Source organism: Kocuria rosea, from assembly GCF_023715525.1.
Classification (GTDB): Bacteria; Actinomycetota; Actinomycetes; order Actinomycetales; family Micrococcaceae; genus Kocuria; species Kocuria rosea_A.
This window is the reverse complement of record NZ_JAMBOG010000030.1, coordinates 15,876-32,857: the sequence shown is the minus strand read 5'-3', so window position 1 is coordinate 32,857 and position 16,982 is coordinate 15,876. Positions and strand designations below refer to the sequence as shown.

Below are 16,982 nucleotides of genomic sequence, written 5' to 3'. Positions count from 1 at the left end.
CGGGGCCTCCCACACATGTCGGATAGGCCGAGCAGGCGGCCCCTGCTCGGTAACCCACGAATCTGTGTGAGTGAGGCCCCGGCCCGCAACCCCCAGCGAACCCGGGCGGTCACTACATACCGTCTAGGCACGGTGCCCCCGCTCGACCAGCCGACCGGGGGCCGTGCCGCCGCTCGCCCCACATGCCGCCCTGAGCACGCCTGCGCTGTCGTCGGCACAGAAGCCGACACCGGAGATGCCCATCCGGGCCCGTCCACCCCGGCCCCGTTTCACTACCACGGAGCCGCCGTGGGAGCTGGTCCGTGGGTCCTCTCGGCCGAGGGCCGGTGCACCGTCCGGTCCGGACCGACGCGGACGGTCCGCAGTGCCTGGTGGGTGGCTGGGTCTGCACCGAGGCCATCATCGGGCGAGCAGGGGCGGATGGATGACGGGACGGTCGCCCGGGCGCAGGCGCGCCCGAGCCGTGCGGGCCTCCGAGAAGCCGGTGCGGGGTCCTGGACCTGTGGTGGTGGAGGTTGCGGCTCGGCGGTGACCTCGGCGACCTTGGCGACCTCGGTGCGTCGGAGATCGAGGCGTTGCGTGGCCACGCGCTGAGGCTGCCGCCGGCCCTCCGTGATCGAGTGGTGTGCGCGGGGCACCACCTGCTGGGCGGTCCCTGCATTGCCTGCACGTGGGAGATGGGCTCCGCCACCGGCGAGGAGCTTCCTGGACTGACCCACGCACGTGATGGGGGCTGCTCGGGCTGATCGGTGGTGCCGGGGTACGGGTGCTGGTCCTGGGCGGGGGAGACGAGGCCACCCCCCCCCGTGGGGTCGATGGTGTTCACAGTCATGGCTGCCCTGGCGCAGAGGGAACGGGAGACCACACGAGAAGGCATTGCCGACCCGGTGGCCACACGCCGGGCTGCCGGCGAGGACCTGGGCATGTCCCACGGGCGGGGGCCGGCCGGCAGGGCGAGGTTCTCGGGTTCCTCGCCATCTCCGTCAGGGCTTCCGGAGGCGGCGACCAGCCGGTGCCCGGACCGGTGCACCGGGGGCGCGGACTTCCGGGCCCCCGGCCCGCTGGCCGAGGAGCTGTCCGGCCGGTAACGGGGGCTCACCCCCGACCAGCGCGCCCACGGCCGCACCCCCGACCGGGACGGGCCGCTGTCCTACACGGCGATGGCCCAGGACACCATGTTGGGGGGGGACCCGCCCGCCTGCTGATCGTGGCGGTCACTTCATCACTGGCACTTCTTTCGGCCGTCGACGGGATGCATCGCCGAACGACGAAACCGGCAACGCCACCCACGAGCGCCCCTGGAGGCGACGGCGGCGCAAAGCCAGCCCCCAACGGACGCCCGGTGCAGCACCCTCAGGGGTGACCGCCCCATGGTGGTGCCCCACGCGACGGACAGGTGGTCCCACAGCTCGTTCCGGCCGTGGTGGGGGAGCACCGGTCGAGGACCCGCGCCCATCGGGCAAGGCCGCCGGAGGGGGTGACGCAGCGGAGCCCGGTGCCGGGGGCGTCAGACCGGTGTCAGCAGGAGAGCGGCGCCGATGGTCGACGACGCCGCCCGCAGATGGTTGGCCCTGGTCCAGGCCCGGGTGTAGCCAGCCCACGCCGCTGCCCGGGCGGTGGGCGGATGGCGGGCCAAGCCGGTGTTGAGCGGCACGTTGACCGCCATCGTCAGCACCCACCCCGCCAAGGACGCCACCGCCCCGGCCACCCGTAGCACCACGGCCGGGTCGTCCTCGATCGGTGCGGCGACCACTGTGGCCGCACTGGCGGCGGCGGAACCGAAGAACAGCGCCATGAACGGGAGCCGTACCGCGGCCTCGTTGATCGCCACCATCGTGGAGACGGCTTCGGCGGCCGGACGGCGCTCGAGGGCCGGCATCACCACCGCCGAGAAAGCGACGTAGAAACCGGCCACCAGCGCCGAGCCGAGCCCGGCCATCGGCACCAGCACCTCAGCCACGTCGGATCCCGAGCCGGACCGTGCACTCGGCCACTGGGTGGGGCGCACTCCAGGGAACCTTCATAGCTCCCAGGCTGAGCACCGGAGACAGCCGGTAGACCATGCCCGGACGAACAACCGCCGAACTTCCAACATTCCCCGCGAAGTTGCCCGGGACCAGAAGGGGACGGACCGCTCCAGGGCCGTGACGTCTCGGGCCAGGGGAACATGAACACGGGGTGAAGGTTTCGACAACCCGCTGCCGGCCTATGGCGCCGGTCACTAGGCTGGAGCTGGACAGCGTCGTCGACCACCCCGTCCGATGCCTGCACGTGCTGCAGATTTCGGTGCGCTTGACGACCTGGAGGCCCCGCCCATGAACGTCCTCGAAACCCTGTCCACGCCATCCGCCGCTGCTCCTGCGCCCGTCGCCGAGGGCATCGGGGTGGGCATCGCCTGCGACGTCACGCCCTCGGTGGACGTCTCACGACTGTCCCGGTGCCGGGTGCGCGCTGACCGCGCGGGGCTGAATCTGCGTGCCGGTGAGACCGTGCTGTGCGCCCCCTACGAGCCATCCGAGCTGGGAATGGTCGTGCTGGTGCGGTGCGAGGTCGACGGTCACCGTCCCGGGGTCCTGATCTCGGCCAGTTCGGTGGAGTATCTCGAGCTCGCCACGGAACCGGTGGCCGGGCGTGGGTGGGACAGGCCGGGTATGCGCCGCTGATCATCGTCGGCTTGCCGGGAAGGTCGGGCGTCGAACATCGACCGCCTTCAGGGCAGGAGCCCACGGCCATGGTGTCCATGTTGTGGTGGCGACCGTTCGCGGCGACTCGGAGGGGCCCGTGGTGAGGGTGATGTCCTCGGGGAGGTCCTACCACCGCCCATGGGCTCCACATCAACCTCGTGCTCGGCCTCGTGCTTGACCTGGTGCAGCCGCTGAAGCTCGTTCGGACGCCGCGCGCAGGGGCGACGACGGTGAGCTCGACGTCGCCCACGACGTGGGCGGAGCCCGTGTGTCGCCTCCGCAGTTCGACGAGGCAGCGGTGGCCTTGGAGGCTGGGGCGCACCCGCTGCAGGGGTGGTGGCGGAGCCACGACCAGGGCGCCTGTGGCCGGGCAGTCCTTCTCCGACCCGGTCGAGACCAAGGCCGGCACGGCCCTGGGCCACCACCCGGCTCAACGCCCGCGCCATGTGCGGGCCCGGGGGCGACCGTCGCCAGCACCCGTCGGCAGCCCGCCTGCCTCTCTATGGGAACAGAGCGTTGCAGAGGTGCCCGATGTGAGGCGGTTCACGATAGTGTGCGTCTGAGGCATGATCGTCCGGTGACCAAGGTCGTGATCCCCGCCGCAGGGGGCCGTACGACCCCTGATGAGGGAGCTCAACCATGGGATGGCTCGACCGGGCGCACACGGTGGCGCCTCCTGGATTCAACCGCTGGCTGATCCCGCCGGCAGCCCTGGCGGTGCACCTGTGCATCGGGCAGGCCTACGCGACCAGCGTCTACAAGACCGCGCTCGTCCAGCACTTCGACGCGAGCCTGACGCAGATCGGAGTGATCTTCTCCATCGCGATCGTGATGCTCGGGCTGTCCGCCGCCGTCTTCGGCACCTGGGTGGACACCAACGGGCCGCGCAAGGCGATGTTCACCGCCGCCTTGTTCTGGACCGGGGGGTTCCTCGTCGCCGCGCTGGGGATCTTCACCCGCCAGCTGTGGCTGGTCTACGTCGGCTACGGCTTCATCGGGGGCATCGGGCTCGGCATCGGCTACATCTCCCCGGTCTCCACCCTGATCAAGTGGTTCCCCGACCGGCCCGGCCTGGCCACCGGCATGGCGATCATGGGCTTCGGCGGCGGCGCGCTCATCGCCAGTCCCCTCTCCTCGGCGCTGCTGGGTTTCTACGACCCCAACTCCGGGACCGAGGGCTGGGTGGCCGGCGGCGACGCCGTCGGCAAGCTGTTCCTGACCTTCGCGGTCGTCTACTTCGCGTACATGATGTTCGGCGCGTTCACCATCAAGGTGCCCGCCCCCGGTTGGGCGCCGGCCGGCTTCGACCCCTCGACGGTGAAGAAGAAGGCCCTGGTCACCACCGCCCACGTCTCCGCCCGCAACGCGATCCGCACCAAGCAGTTCTGGTTGGTGTGGGTGGTCCTCTTCTGCAACGTGACCGCCGGGATCGGCATCCTCGAGCAGGCCGCGCCCATGATCCAGGACTTCTTCCGCCAGGCGGACGGCGCTTCGCTGGTCACCGCGGCCGCCGCGGGCGGGTTCGTGGGTCTGCTGTCCATCGGCAACATGGGCGGGCGTTTCGTGTGGTCGACCACCTCGGACGTCGTCGGGCGCAAGCGGATCTACCTGATCTACCTCGGTCTCGGCGCCCTGCTCTACACCGTGCTGGCGCTGTTCGGCTCCGTCTCCACGATCCTGTTCGTGCCCCTGGCCTTCGTGATCATCTCCTTCTACGGCGGAGGTTTCGCCACCGTGCCGGCCTACCTGCGGGACCTCTTCGGCACCTACCAAGTCGGAGCCATCCACGGCCGTCTGCTCACGGCGTGGTCCGCGGCGGGCGTGGCCGGGCCGCTCATCGTCAACGCGTTCCTCGACGCCCAGGGGACTCCGGGGGAGTTGACGGCCCAGGCCTACCAGCCGGCGCTGCTGACCATGGTGGGTCTGTTGGTGGTCGGTTTCGTCGCCAACCTCCTGGTCACCCCCGTGCACCCCCGTTTCCACGAGCCGGCCGGCACCGTGCCCGCCACCCCGGTCCTCGCGAAGGAGAACTGACATGAGCCGTGCACGACTCGCTCTGGGCTGGGTCCTGGTGGGCGTCCCCCTCGCCTATGGCATCTTCCAGACCCTCCTGAAAGCCGCCGCGCTGTTCAGCTGACCTAGCGCACGCCTGCAGGCACGACTTGCCGGCTGCCGGCGGGCGTGCTCCTGGGGCCGTCGCCGAGGTGATGGGGCGGGCGGCTTTCGTCAGGGTCCCGGTGCTGGTCGTGGTCCGCACGAAGGGATGGCAGCGGTCGTTGCCGCTGCGGACGAACCGGGATCCGCCGGTTGTGCCCGGCGGGGGACGCGACGTCGGCCCGGTGCCGGGGCCGGCGGTGACGCAGGATGGCTCGCCCTGAACCCATGGTCCCGCCCCGCCACGTGCGCAGATGGTTCAAGGACGGTCCACTGGTCCACGACCTGGTCTGCTCACTGGAGGTGGCCGGCCCCGGATGACCTGACACTGAGCCGGTGGAGGGGCTAAGCTCCTGCCATGGCACGATTCAGTCCTTTGGAGTGGCCGGTCCTCCGGCAGCTCCGCTCGGGTGATCTCCTCGGCCGCGGGCCGGCGGTGACGTCCGAGCGCACGCGGGAGCAGGCCCCGCGCACGACCACCGCGGACCGCGTGGTGCAAAGCGTGTGCCCGTACTGCGCGGTGGGCTGCGGCCAGCGGGTGTTCGTCAAGGACGAGAAGGTCGTCCAGATCGAGGGGGATCCGGACTCGCCCATCTCCCGCGGCCGGCTGTGCCCCAAGGGCTCGGCCAGTGAGCAGCTGGTCAACGCGCCGGGGCGGCAGACCGAGGTGCTCTACCGCGCGCCCCGGGCGACGGAGTGGCAGCGCCTGGACCTGGACACCGCCGTCGAGATGGTGACCGACCGTTTCCTCGCCGCCCGCCGCAACGGCTGGCAGGACGCCGATGAGCAGGGCCGTGCGCTGCGCCGGACGATGGGCATCGCCTCCCTGGGCGGGGCGACGCTGGACAACGAAGAGAACTATCTGATCAAGAAGCTCTTCACCGCCGCGGGCGCGATCCAGATTGAGAACCAGGCCCGTATTTGACACTCCGCCACGGTTCCCGGTCTGGGAGCCTCCTTCGGTCGCGGTGGCGCGACGCAGTCCTTGCAGGACATGGCCAACGCCGATTGCATCGTCATCCAGGGCTCCAACATGGCCGAGTGCCACCCCGTGGGCTACCAGTGGGTGACCGAGGCCAAGGCACGCGGTGCCCGGATCATCCACGTCGACCCGCGGTTCACCCGCACCTCGGCCGTCGCTGACAAGCACGTCCCGATCCGGGCCGGCTCGGACATCGTCCTGCTCGGGGCGCTGATCAATCACGTGCTCACCCACGACCTGTGGTTCCGGGAGTACGTCCTGGCGTACACCAACGCGGCCACGCTCGTGAACGAGGACTACCGCGACGCCGAGGACCTCGACGGCCTGTTCTCCGGATACGACCCCGAGAGCGGTCAGTACGACATGTCCACGTGGGCGTACGCCGAGGGCGAGGGCGGCCGGGTGAGCGGGCCCGAGGGCGACCCGGAGCACGGGGCGGCCTCCGTGCCGGAGGCCGCCGGCCACCAGCTCGGCAGCGGTGGGGCGCCGATGGAGCACGCGCGCATGCAGCGCGACGAGACTCTGCAGGACCCTCGGACGGTGTTCCAGATCCTCAAGCGGCACTACCGGCGCTACACCCCGGAGATGGTCCAGGAGGTATGCGGCATCGACCCCGAGGACTTCGCGTACCTGGCCGGGTCGATCACCGAGAACTCCGGGCGGGAGCGGACCACGTGCTTCGCCTACGCGGTCGGCTGGACCCAGCACAGCCTGGGGGCGCAGTTCATCCGCACCGCCTCGATCCTGCAGCTGCTGCTGGGCAACATGGGCCGGCCCGGCGGGGGGATCATGGCCCTGCGCGGGCACGCCAGCATCCAGGGCTCCACCGACATCCCGACCCTGTTCAACCTGCTGCCCGGTTACCTCCCGATGCCCGTCGCCGGCACCCACGACACCCTCGAGGACTACCTGGGGGCGATCGCCTCGAAGCAGCAGAAGGGCTACTGGGCCGAGGCCGACTCCTACACGGTCAGCCTGCTCAAGGCGTGGTGGGGGGACGCCGCCACGGCGGACAACGACTGGGCCTACGACTACCTGCCGCGCCTCACCGGCGCCCACGGCACCTTCCAGACGCTCACGAGCATGCTCGACGACAAGGTCGAGGGGTACTTCCTGCTCGGGCAGAACCCCGCGGTGGGCTCCTCGAACGGCCGGATGCAGCGCCTGGCCATGTCCCACCTGAAGTGGCTGGTGGTGCGGGACCTGAACCTGATCGAGTCGGCGACCTGGTGGAAGGACGGCCCGGAGATCGCCTCCGGGGAGCTGCGCACCGAGGACATCGAGACCGAGGTGTTCTTCCTGCCCGCGGCCACGCACGTGGAGAAGTCGGGCACGTTCACCCAGACCCAGCGGCTGCTGCAGTGGCGCCACCAGGCCGTGGCCCCGCCGGGGCAGGCCCAGAGCGAACTGCAGTTCTTCCACGAGCTCGGCCAGCGGATCCGGCAGCGCCTGGCCGGCTCCACCGACGAGCGCGACCGGCCGCTGCTCGACCTGACGTGGGACTACCCCGTCGACGAGCACGGGGAGCCGGACCCGGAGGCGGTGCTGGCCGAAATCAACGGCCGCCACCTGAGCGGCCCGGACGCCGGGAAGCCGTTGTCCTCGTACACCGAGATGCGCGCCGACGGCTCCACCTCCGGTGGCTGCTGGATCTACACCGGGGTCTACGCCGAGGGCGTCAACCACTCCGCCGACCGCCGCCCGGCCCGCGAGCAGGGCCCCGCCGCCCTGGAGTGGGGCTGGGCGTGGCCGGCCAACCGCCGGCTGCTCTACAACCGCGCCTCGGCCGACCCGCAGGGCAGGCCGTGGAGCGAGCGCAAGAAGCTCGTGTGGTGGGACGAGGAGCAGGAGCAGTGGGTGGGCGACGACGTGCCGGACTTCCCGCTGCACCTGGCCCCGGGCACCCGCCCTGACCCCGACGCGGGGGGCGCGGCCGCCCTGGCCGGGGACGACCCGTTCATCATGCAGGCCGACGGCAAGGGATGGCTGTACGCGCCCAAGGGAGTGGTGGACGGTCCGCTGCCCACCCACTACGAACCGCAGGAGTCCCCGGTCGCCAACGCCATGTACCCTCAGCAGCGCAGTCCCTCCCGGGTGCTGATGGCCCGCCAGGACAACCTCAGCGCCCCCTCGGCCGGGGAAGCCGGGGCAGAGGTGTACCCCTACGTGTTCACCACCTACCGGCTCACCGAGCACCACACCGCCGGGGGCATGAGCCGGTGGTTGCCGTACCTGTCGGAGCTGCAGCCGGAGATGTTCTGCGAGGTCTCCCCGGAGCTGGCCGCCGAGTGCGGGCTGGAGCCCTACGGCTGGGCCACGATCGTCTCGCCCCGGGCGGCGATCGAGGTGCGGGTGCTCGTCACCGACCGGATGACCCCGCTGGTGGTCGGGGGGCGGACCGTGCACCAGATCGGGCTCCCGTACCACTGGGGTGTGGGCGATGACGCAGTGGTCAGCGGTGACTCCGCCAACGACCTGCTGGGCCTGACGCTGGAGCCCAACGTGCAGATCCAGGACTCCAAGGTCGGTTCCTGCCACATCCGTCCGGGCCGCCGCCCGCGGGGCCCGCAGCTGCAGGAGCTGGTCGCGGAGTACCAGACGCGCGCGGGCGCGACCGTGGAGACCGGCAACACCAGGATCGCTCGAGCCGGCGCCGCACCGACTCCTGACCCGAGCACCGACCCGACGAGGGAGACCTAAATGGGCCAGCTGGCCGGACCGACCGACCCCACCGCCGACGCGCACTGGGAGCACCGGCACGCGCGGAAGGGTTTCTTCACCGACACCTCGATCTGCATAGGGTGCAAGGCCTGCGAGGTGGCCTGCAAGGAGTGGAACCAGAACCCCCAGGACGGCGACCTCCGGCTGCTGGAGTCCTCCTACGACAACACCGGCTCCCTGGGGGCCAGCACCTGGCGGCACGTGGCATTCATCGAGCAGGGCCCGGAGCGCATCGAACAGGCCCGGCAGTCCGGGCGCAAGCTGGTGAGCCTGGGCATGCCGCGCGTCGGCCCGCCCGAGGCGCGGCCGCAGACGGCGCCGGAGGACACCACCCCGCCGGACACCCCGGAGTTCCGCTGGTTGATGTCCTCGGACGTGTGCAAGCACTGCACGCACGCCGGGTGCCTGGACGTGTGCCCCACCGGGGCGCTGTTCCGCACCGAGCACGGCACGGTGGTGGTCCAGGACGACGTGTGCAACGGGTGTGGCACCTGCGTGGCCGGGTGCCCGTTCGGGGTGATCGAGCGGCGCACCGACGGCACCGCCGCGCCCCGCACCAAGCGGGGCGAGCAGCCCGGGGCGCGCCCCGAGGTGCCGAACGTGGGGATCGCCCAGAAGTGCACCCTGTGCTACGACCGCATGGTGGATGATCAGACACCGGCGTGCGCGCAGACCTGCCCCACGACCTCGATCAAGTACGGTCACCACGACGAGATGGTCGCCCAGGCCCGGGACCGGGTGGCCGAGCTGCACGCCCAGGGCCGCACCGAGGCCCGGCTCTACGGCGCCAACGAGCTCGACGGGGTCGGGGGCACCGGGTCGGTGTTCCTGCTGCTGGACGAGCCGGAGGTCTACGGGCTCCCGCCGGATCCTCGCGTGCCCACCGCGGACCTGCCCCAGATGTACCGGCGGGCCGGGCTGGCCGCGGCGGGCATGCTCGCGGCCGCCGCGGTGGCCTTCGCGGGGGCCCGCTCGTGAGCCTGTCCGAGTTCGACAGCTACCGTCCCCCCGAGCAGCCGCGCCGTCGGCGCCGCGACGGTCCGCGTCGCCGAGGTGCCGGCCAGGGCGCCGGGGGAGACGGCTCGCGCGAGATGCCGATGGTGCCGGCACCGGAGTTCACCTCCTACTACGGCCGCCCGGTGGTCAAACCGGCGCCCTGGGGCCACGAGGTCGCCGCGTACCTGTTCCTGGGCGGGGTCGCCGGCGGCTCGGCGCTGCTGGCGCTCGGCGCTCAGCTCACCGGCCGGAACGCGTTGCGCCGCAACGCCCGGCTGGGGTCGGTGACCGCCCTGGGCCTGGGCGGGGCCGCCCTGGTGGCCGACCTCGGGAGGCCGGAGCGCTTCCTGCACATGCTGCGCACGTTCAAGGTCACCTCCCCGATGAGCATGGGCACATGGATCCTCAGCGCGTTCGGGGCCGGCATGGGGACCGCGGCCGCGGCCGAGGTCGACCGGCTGACCGGCGCGCGCCTGCCGCTGGGTCCGCTGCGCCCGGTGCTGCGCGCGGTGGAGGGCCCGGCCGGGATCGAGGCCGCCGTGTTCGCCGCTCCCCTGGCCGCCTACACCGCGGCCCTGCTCTCCGACACCGCCACCCCGACGTGGAACGCCGCCCGCGAGGACCTGGCGTTCGTCTTCGTGAGCTCCGCCAGCCTCGCCTCGGGCGGTCTGGCGATGGTCACGACCCCGGTCGGCGAAGCCGGCCCCGCCCGGCGGCTGGCCGTGCTGGGCGTGGCCGGGGAACTGATCGCCACGAAGGTGATGGAGCACCGGATGGACCCGGTGGCGGCCGAGCCGCTGCACCACGGCCAGGCCGGGGCCATGCTGGCCTGGAGCGAGCGGCTGGCGCTCGCCGGTGGCCTCGGCACGCTGCTGGGCGGGCGCCACCGGGCCCTTGCCGTGGTGTCGGGACTGGCGTTGCTGGCCTCCTCGGCGCTGACCCGGTTCGGGGTGATGGAGGCCGGGATCCACTCGGCCCAGGACCCCCGGTACACGATCGAGCCGCAGAAGGCGCGGCTCGCCGCCCGGCGGGCCGCCGGGATCACCGACGACGCGATCACCACCGCCGGCTGACCGCCCGGCGGCGTTCCGGGCGGACGCTCAGCGCACGGTGATGCCGGACCCGGCGACCGTGTGGCCGACCACGGGGTATCCCGGCAGCTCACCGACCACTAGCAGCCCGCCCGAGGTCTGCGCGTCGGCCAGCAGCAGCAGGTCCTCCTCGGCGACACCGGTTCCGGCCTCCAGGTGCGGGCGCACCCAGTCGAGGTTGCGGCGGGTGCCGCCGGAGACGTAGCCGTCCCGCAGCGCCTGCGCCGCGCCCTCGACGAGGGGCACGGCCCCCCGGTCGAGGACCGCGCCGACCCCGGAGGCGCGGCACATCTTGTGCAGGTGCCCGAGCAGGCCGAAGCCGGTGACGTCGGTGGCCGCCCGCGCCCCGGCCACCAGGGCCGCCTCGGCGGCGTCCCGGTTGAGCCGGGTCATCGTGGCGAGCGCCTCGGGGAACACCTCACCGGTGGCCTTGTGCCGGTTGTTGAGCAGGCCCACGCCGATCGGCTTGGTCAGCGTCAGTGGCAGCCCCGGCTCGGCGGCGTCGTTGCGCAGCAGCCGGCCCGGGTCGGCCACGCCGGTCACGGCCATGCCGTACTTCGGTTCCGGGTCGTCGATGGAGTGACCCCCGATCACCGGGCACCCCGCCTCGGAGGCGACCGCCAGACCGCCGCGGAGCACCTCCGTCAGTAGCTCCATCGGCAGCACCTCCCGGGGCCAGCCCACCAGGTTGATCGCCATCACCGGGCGCCCGCCCATGGCGTACACGTCCGACAGCGCGTTCGCGGCCGCGATCCGGCCCCAGTCGTAGGCGTCGTCGACGACCGGGGTGAAGAAATCGGCGGTGGACAGCACCGCCAAATCCTCGCGCACCAGCACGGCCGCGGCGTCGTCGCCGTCGTCCAGGCCCACCAGCACCCCGGCGCCCGACTGCCCGGTGAGGCCACGGACCGCCTCCTCCAGCTCCCCGGGCGGGATCTTGCAAGCACATCCCCCACCGTGGGCGAAGCCGGTCAACCGCACCGCCGCGTCCGCATCACCGGAAGGCCCGGCCGAAATCCTCGTCGTGTTCACGGAACCAGCCTAACGGTGCCTCCACGGGTAGAGGCCGGGAACGGGGCCGTGGTGCTAGATTGACCGAGGTGGCGTCCGGGTCCTGGTGGGCCCCCCGGTCTTCAAAACCGGTGAGGCCGAGCACCTCGGCCTGGCGGGTTCGATTCCCGTCCGCTACCGCCAACTTCTGCACCGCGCCCCACGCGGCGACGACAGCGACGAGGAGGGATCGTGGCCCCGGACGACCCGCGTCGTCTCATTCCCCGCACCGACCACCTCCTGGACCTGCCCCCCGTCCGCCGCGCACGCCACCGGCTGAGCGAGACCGTCATCCGGTCACTGGTGGACGAGACCCAGCAACGCGCCCGGCGCGGGGAGATTGCCTCCCACGAGGTCGCACCGGCGGTCCTCGCCGCCGTCGCGGCCCGTTCCGCGACGACGCTGACGCCGGTGCTCAACGCCACCGGCGTCATCGTCCACACCAACCTCGGCCGCGCCCCGCTGTCGGAGGCCGCCGTGGAGGCGCTGGTGGCAGCCAGCGGCTACGTCGACGTGGAGCTCGACCTGGCCACCGGCACCCGCACCCGCACCCGCGGCGCCGCCGCCCGCGCCGCCCTGCTCGCCGCCTGCCCGGCCGCCGAGGACGCTCTGGTGGTCAACAACGGCGCCGCCGCCCTGGTGCTGGCCACCACCGCGCTCGCCGCCGGCCGCGAGGTCGTGATCAGCCGCGGCGAGCTCGTCGAGATCGGCGCCGGCTTCCGCCTGCCGGAGCTCATCCAGTCCACCGGTGCCCGGCTCCACGAAGTCGGCACCACCAACCGCACCCACCTGCACGACTACGCCCAGGCCATCGGCCCCGACACCGGGTGCCTCCTGAAGGTCCACCCCAGCAACTTCCGCCTGCAGGGCTTCACCTCCGCCGTCGAGGTGGACCAGCTGCACCCACTGGCCCGCACCCACGGCATACCGCTCGTGGCCGACCTCGGCAGCGGCCTGCTGCACCCGGACCCCCTGCTGCCGGCGGAACCGGACGTCACCTCCGCGCTGTCCGGCGGCGCCGACGCCGTCATCATCAGCGGGGACAAACTGCTCGGCGGCCCGCAAGCCGGGGTGGTCCTCGGCCGCTCGGACGTCGTCGCCCGGATGGCCCGCCACCCGCTGGCCCGCGCGGTCCGTGCCGACAAACTGGCGCTCGCCGCGCTCGAGGCCACGCTGGCCGGTGGATCCCCGCCGGTCGCCCAGGCCCTGCACGCGGACCCGGACCGGCTCCGCGGCCGGGTCGAACGGCTCGCGGCGGCCGTCGGCGCCCCGGTGGTCCCCCACGAGGGGCGGGTCGGCGGCGGCGGCGCCCCCGGCGTGCCCCTGCCGGGGTGGGCGCTGCGGCTGCCCGAGGCGGCGGCTCCTGCACTGCGCGCCGGCGACCCCGCCGTGCTGCCGCGCGTCCACGACCACGCCTGTCTGATCGACCTGCGCTGCGTGCCCGAAGCGGACGACGACCGGCTGCTCGCGGCGGTGCGGGCGGCACTGGCCGCCGTCGCCGACGACGGCGGGTCCGAATGACCGTGCACGTCGTCGCCACGGCCGGGCACGTCGACCACGGCAAGAGCACCCTCGTGCGCGCCCTCACCGGCATGGAACCCGACCGGTGGGAGGAGGAGCGCCGCCGCGGACTGACCATCGACCTGGGCTACGCCTGGACGACGCTGCCCTCGGGACGCGAGGTCGCCTTCGTCGACGTGCCCGGCCACGAGCGCTTCCTCGGCAACATGCTCGCAGGGCTCGGCCCGGCTCCTGTCGTCTGCTTCGTCGTCGCCGTCGACGAGGGATGGCAGGCCCAGTCCAGCGACCACCGCGACGCCGTGGCCGCCCTGGGCATCGAGCGCGGAGTCGTGGTCCTCACCCGCGCCGACCGAGCCCCCAAGCGCGCTGACGCGGTGCTCGCCGAGGCCCGCGCACAACTGGCCGCGACCGGCCTGCACGACGCCCCCGCGGTCGCCGTCTCCGCGCTGGAGGGCACAGGCCTGGCCCAGTTGCGCGCCGCCCTCGACGATGTCCTGGCGCGGGCACCGGCGCCCAGCAGCGAGCGCTTGCGCCTGTGGGTGGACCGGTCCTTCACGATCACCGGCTCCGGCACGGTGGTGACCGGAACCCTGGCGGCGGGATCGCTCGTCCAGGGTGACCGGCTGCAGCTGCTCGGCCACGACGGGGCCCGGCCGGTGGCGGTCCGAGGGCTGCACAGCCGCAACCGGCCGTGCACCTCGCTGGCACCGGTCACCCGGGTGGCGCTGAACCTGCGCGGGGTCTCGGCCGACGACGTGCGCCGCGGCGACGCGCTGGTCACGCCCGGCACGTGGCCGGTCACCGACGTCCTCGACATCCGCCGCACCACCGGAACCGCGTTCACGGCCGCGGCCGTGCACCTCGTCGTCCATGCCGGCACCGCGGCCGTGCCCGCCCGGCTGCGCCCCTTCGACGACGACCACGCCCGGCTGAGCCTGGACCGGCCCCTTCCCCTGGTCCTCGGCGACCGCCTGGTGCTGCGCGACCCCGGCCACCGCTCGGTGCTCGGCGGAGCCCAGGTCCTCGACGCCGATCCACCGGTGCTGCGGCGGCGCGGCGACAGAGGACGCCGCGCGGACCGGCTCGCCGGCATGGACACCCGTGGAGACGTCCTGACCGAGGTCGCCCGGCGCGGCGCGGTGCAGGAGCAGCACCTGCACCGCCTCGGCCTGCTGCCCACCGGAGACCCCGATCCACCCGGTGAGGTGCGTGTGCTCGGCGACTGGTGGGTGCACGCGCCGGTATTCGACTCCTGGCAGCAGCAACTGCGCACCGCAGTGGAGGAACTGCACGCCCGTGACCCGCTGGCGGCCGGCCTCTCCCGGGGCGCCGCCCGCGACCTGCTCTCCCTGCCGGAGCCCAAGCTGGTCGACGCGGTAGCGCACGCCGCCGGTCTGGAGCACGACGGCGGCCACATCCGCTCACCGCACCACCGCGGCGACCTCGGTCCCGTCGAAGCCGCGCTCGCCGAGTTGGAGCATCGGCTCGCCACCGCGCCGTTCCGCGCCCCGGAGGCCGATGCCCTGACCGCCCTGCAGTTGGGTGTCCGGGAACTCGCCGCGGCGGAGCGCAACGGACGGATACTGCGTCTCCGGGACGGCGTCGTTCTGCTCCCCACAGCCCCCGCCCTGGCGATGCGCGAGCTTGCTCGCCTGCCACAACCCTTCACCACCAGTCAGGCCCGTCAGGCGCTGAACACCACCCGGCGCGTCGCGATCCCGTTGCTGGAACATCTCGACGCCCGCGGCTGGACCCGGCGCCTCGATGCCGGTCACCGCACCACGGTGCGCTGAACCACCAGCCGTGGATCCCGCCACCCTCTGCCTCCCTGGCCACCCGAGGCGGCATGACCGTGCCACGACCGGACACGGCCACCATCTTCAACAGGTATCCCAGGGCCTCAGCACAGCGGCGTGAGCGGCCGGGTCACCGACCGTCTCTGGCCTCTGCAGGCGCGGGGGAGAGCAGCGCCCGGATCCGACCGATGGTCAGGGCCCACGGCTGTCAGCCTCTTTCTTGCGGACCGGCGACAACCGGGTGATGTCTGCGGCCTCCACGCGCACGAGCATCCGCCGCTGGGAAACCCAGCTCTGCGCCGCCGACGCGGCAGGCGCCGATGGCGCCACCCGTCACCCCGCCCCGAGCATGTTCGATGCGGCCGAGGTGCGCCTGCGCGACCGCGAGCAGACCCCCGAGGACACACCCGTGGCCCACGCGAGTCGGGGCATCCCTCTCTCGACCACTACCGGCCCCGCGGTCTCACCTGGTCGTTCCCGATCCTCCGCGAGTGCCGGGAGGGGAGGACGCCCGGCTGCTGGACCCATCTGGGCGGGGCGATCCGGTCGCGGTACCCCTATCCACTGGAGGACCGGGCGCTGCGGTGGAAGTGGCACCACGGCTGCAGCCCATCCAGGACCGACCGGTACAGCGCCAACCGCGAGGCTGGGGAACACGTTGGGTCCCCGTCATCGCGCAAAGCCGGCTCCGAAGTGCGGCAGAGGTGGTTGCCGCCCCGGGGTCCGGCAACGGCAGGGCCAGGCATGTCGGCGCTGAGGGACGCCCCTGCGGCAGATATCTGAGCCATCTCGTGCAACTCCCGGGATGCGCGACGTATCCAGTTGTGAGACAGCACGGCGCCCAGGTAGGTTGCCCGGTGCCGTCATGGATTCTCGCGTGGGCGTACCGGACGGCCCTCAACCGCCTACGTCGTGCGGCGCCGAGAGGCGGGTTCAGCGTCCGATGCCGAGGAGGGAGCGTCGGGGGGCTGTGCTATACCAGCCCAGGGTGTGGGCGATGCCTTGCTCGTAGGGTGTCACCTGGCCGGGGCCGAAGGCGGCGGTGTAGTCGGTGGCATCGACGACGTGCGGTTGTCGGAACTGGTAGAGCATCTCCGCGCCCTCCCGGGCCACCGGCCACACCACACCGAGGACGCGTGCCGACCGCTGCCCGAGGCGCAGGGCCCCGACCGGGCGGTGCACCTGGGCCGACACCAGGGCCAGAAAAGCCCGTGCGGTGGTGGGCTCCGGGGTGGGCAGGTGCCATGCGCGGCCCAGGGCGGCCTCGCGCTCGCCGAGCTCGGCCAGGCCGTGGGCGAAGTCCTCGACGAACATCGGGCCCAGCGGCTGGTCCAGGTCTCCGACCCACAATGCGGGTCCGTGGGTGAGGGCGGGGCCGAACAGGTTGCGGCCCAGCAGGGACTCCACGGCCGGGCCGTAGAGCTCGGGGGCGCGGCCGATGACGGTGCGCACCTGCCCGCCGGTGTGGGCGGCGATCACCCGCTCAGCCAGCCAGGCGCGCAGGACCCCCTTGTCGCTGACAGGCCGGTAGGGCAGGTCCTCGGTCATGGGCCCGGTGACCCGGCCGTACATCCAGGTGTCGTCGGCGAACACCATCGGCGCCCCGGCGGCCCGGGCCCCGGCGAGCACCCCGTCCACCGCGGCCGGGAAGTGCTCCTGCCACCGGGCGAAGGGGACGTTGACGGTGTTGTAGACCACGTCCGCCCCCCGGCAGACCTCGCGCATCCGCTCGGCGTCCCGGGCGTCCCCGGCCGCGACCTCCACCCCGGGCGGGGCGTCGAGGTGGCCGCTCCGGTTCACCGCCCGCACCCGTCGTCTCCGGCGGTGCAGTTCGCGCACCAGCGCCCGGCCGGTTCCACCACTGGCACCGACCACCACGTGCACCCCGCCCGTGCTGCTCATCCTCATCCCCTGCCGCTTCTCGGCTCCTCGTACCACCGGCCGTGAACCGCCCGCCCCCGGAGATTTGGGGGCTGCTGCTGGGCCT

11 protein-coding genes, 1 tRNA gene and 1 pseudogene are annotated in these 16,982 nt (G+C 72.8%); 10 read left to right on the top strand and 3 right to left on the bottom strand.

Translation table 11 applies throughout. From position 1 onward, the window contains the following. Window positions 1–751: 751 nt before the first annotated feature. Window positions 752–923, top strand: a pseudogene (locus M3185_RS15550) (recombinase family protein); the annotation flags it as partial. A 584-nt stretch (window positions 924–1,507) separates the two neighbouring features. Here M3185_RS15550 and M3185_RS15545 read toward each other — a convergent pair. After that, window positions 1,508–1,960, bottom strand: coding sequence for an anthrone oxygenase family protein (locus M3185_RS15545; RefSeq protein WP_251334588.1), 453 nt, complete (start codon window positions 1,958–1,960; stop codon window positions 1,508–1,510). 355 nt (window positions 1,961–2,315) lie between these two features. Between M3185_RS15545 and M3185_RS15540 the strand changes: the two genes are divergently transcribed. The 6 genes from M3185_RS15540 to nrfD all read left to right on the top strand — a co-directional run bounded on the left by M3185_RS15540 (window position 2,316) and on the right by nrfD (window position 10,610). Continuing rightward, the gene (locus M3185_RS15540) at window positions 2,316–2,663 is read left to right on the top strand and encodes a hypothetical protein (RefSeq protein WP_251334587.1); all 348 of its coding nucleotides are present in this window, start codon (window positions 2,316–2,318) and stop codon (window positions 2,661–2,663) included. 660 nt (window positions 2,664–3,323) lie between these two features. Next, window positions 3,324–4,718: an OFA family MFS transporter gene (locus M3185_RS15535; protein WP_251334586.1), complete on the top strand. Its 1,395-nt coding sequence runs from the start codon at window positions 3,324–3,326 to the stop codon at window positions 4,716–4,718. Between the two features lies 1 nt (window position 4,719). Then, window positions 4,720–4,821: an MFS transporter small subunit gene (locus tag M3185_RS17615; RefSeq protein ID WP_445298423.1), complete on the top strand. Its 102-nt coding sequence runs from the start codon at window positions 4,720–4,722 to the stop codon at window positions 4,819–4,821. Window positions 4,822–5,196: 375 nt separating this feature from the next. Then, window positions 5,197–8,520, top strand: coding sequence for a formate dehydrogenase (gene fdh / locus M3185_RS15530; protein ID WP_251334585.1), 3,324 nt, complete (start codon window positions 5,197–5,199; stop codon window positions 8,518–8,520). Beyond that, entirely contained in the window at window positions 8,521–9,519 is a 999-nt protein-coding gene (locus M3185_RS15525) for a 4Fe-4S dicluster domain-containing protein (protein WP_251334584.1), read from the top strand. Next, a complete protein-coding gene (gene nrfD / locus M3185_RS15520) occupies window positions 9,516–10,610 on the top strand; it encodes an NrfD/PsrC family molybdoenzyme membrane anchor subunit (protein ID WP_251334583.1) in 1,095 nt (364 codons plus the stop codon). The genes M3185_RS15525 and nrfD overlap by 4 nt, the downstream gene beginning before the upstream one ends. A 27-nt stretch (window positions 10,611–10,637) precedes the next feature. Here nrfD and selD read toward each other — a convergent pair whose 3' ends face one another. After that, window positions 10,638–11,609 carry a selenide, water dikinase SelD gene (gene selD, locus M3185_RS15515; RefSeq protein ID WP_374238530.1) on the bottom strand — a complete coding sequence of 324 codons (972 nt, stop codon included), beginning with the start codon at window positions 11,607–11,609 and terminating at the stop codon, window positions 10,638–10,640. Between the two features lie 118 nt (window positions 11,610–11,727). Here selD and M3185_RS15510 point away from each other — a divergent pair. The 3 genes from M3185_RS15510 (at window position 11,728) to selB (ending at window position 14,992) form a co-directional block, all read left to right on the top strand. Then, window positions 11,728–11,822 (top strand) — tRNA-Sec (locus M3185_RS15510). Between the two features lie 48 nt (window positions 11,823–11,870). Continuing rightward, the gene (gene selA / locus M3185_RS15505) at window positions 11,871–13,199 is read left to right on the top strand and encodes an L-seryl-tRNA(Sec) selenium transferase (RefSeq protein WP_251334581.1); all 1,329 of its coding nucleotides are present in this window, start codon (window positions 11,871–11,873) and stop codon (window positions 13,197–13,199) included. Next, entirely contained in the window at window positions 13,196–14,992 is a 1,797-nt protein-coding gene (selB, locus tag M3185_RS15500; protein WP_251334580.1) for a selenocysteine-specific translation elongation factor, read from the top strand. The genes selA and selB overlap by 4 nt, the downstream gene beginning before the upstream one ends. A 936-nt stretch (window positions 14,993–15,928) precedes the next feature. Here selB and M3185_RS15495 read toward each other — a convergent pair. Beyond that, complete coding sequence (locus M3185_RS15495) at window positions 15,929–16,897, bottom strand: NAD-dependent epimerase/dehydratase family protein (RefSeq protein ID WP_251334579.1); 969 nt, start codon at window positions 16,895–16,897, stop codon at window positions 15,929–15,931. Between the last annotated feature and the right edge of the window lie 85 nt (window positions 16,898–16,982).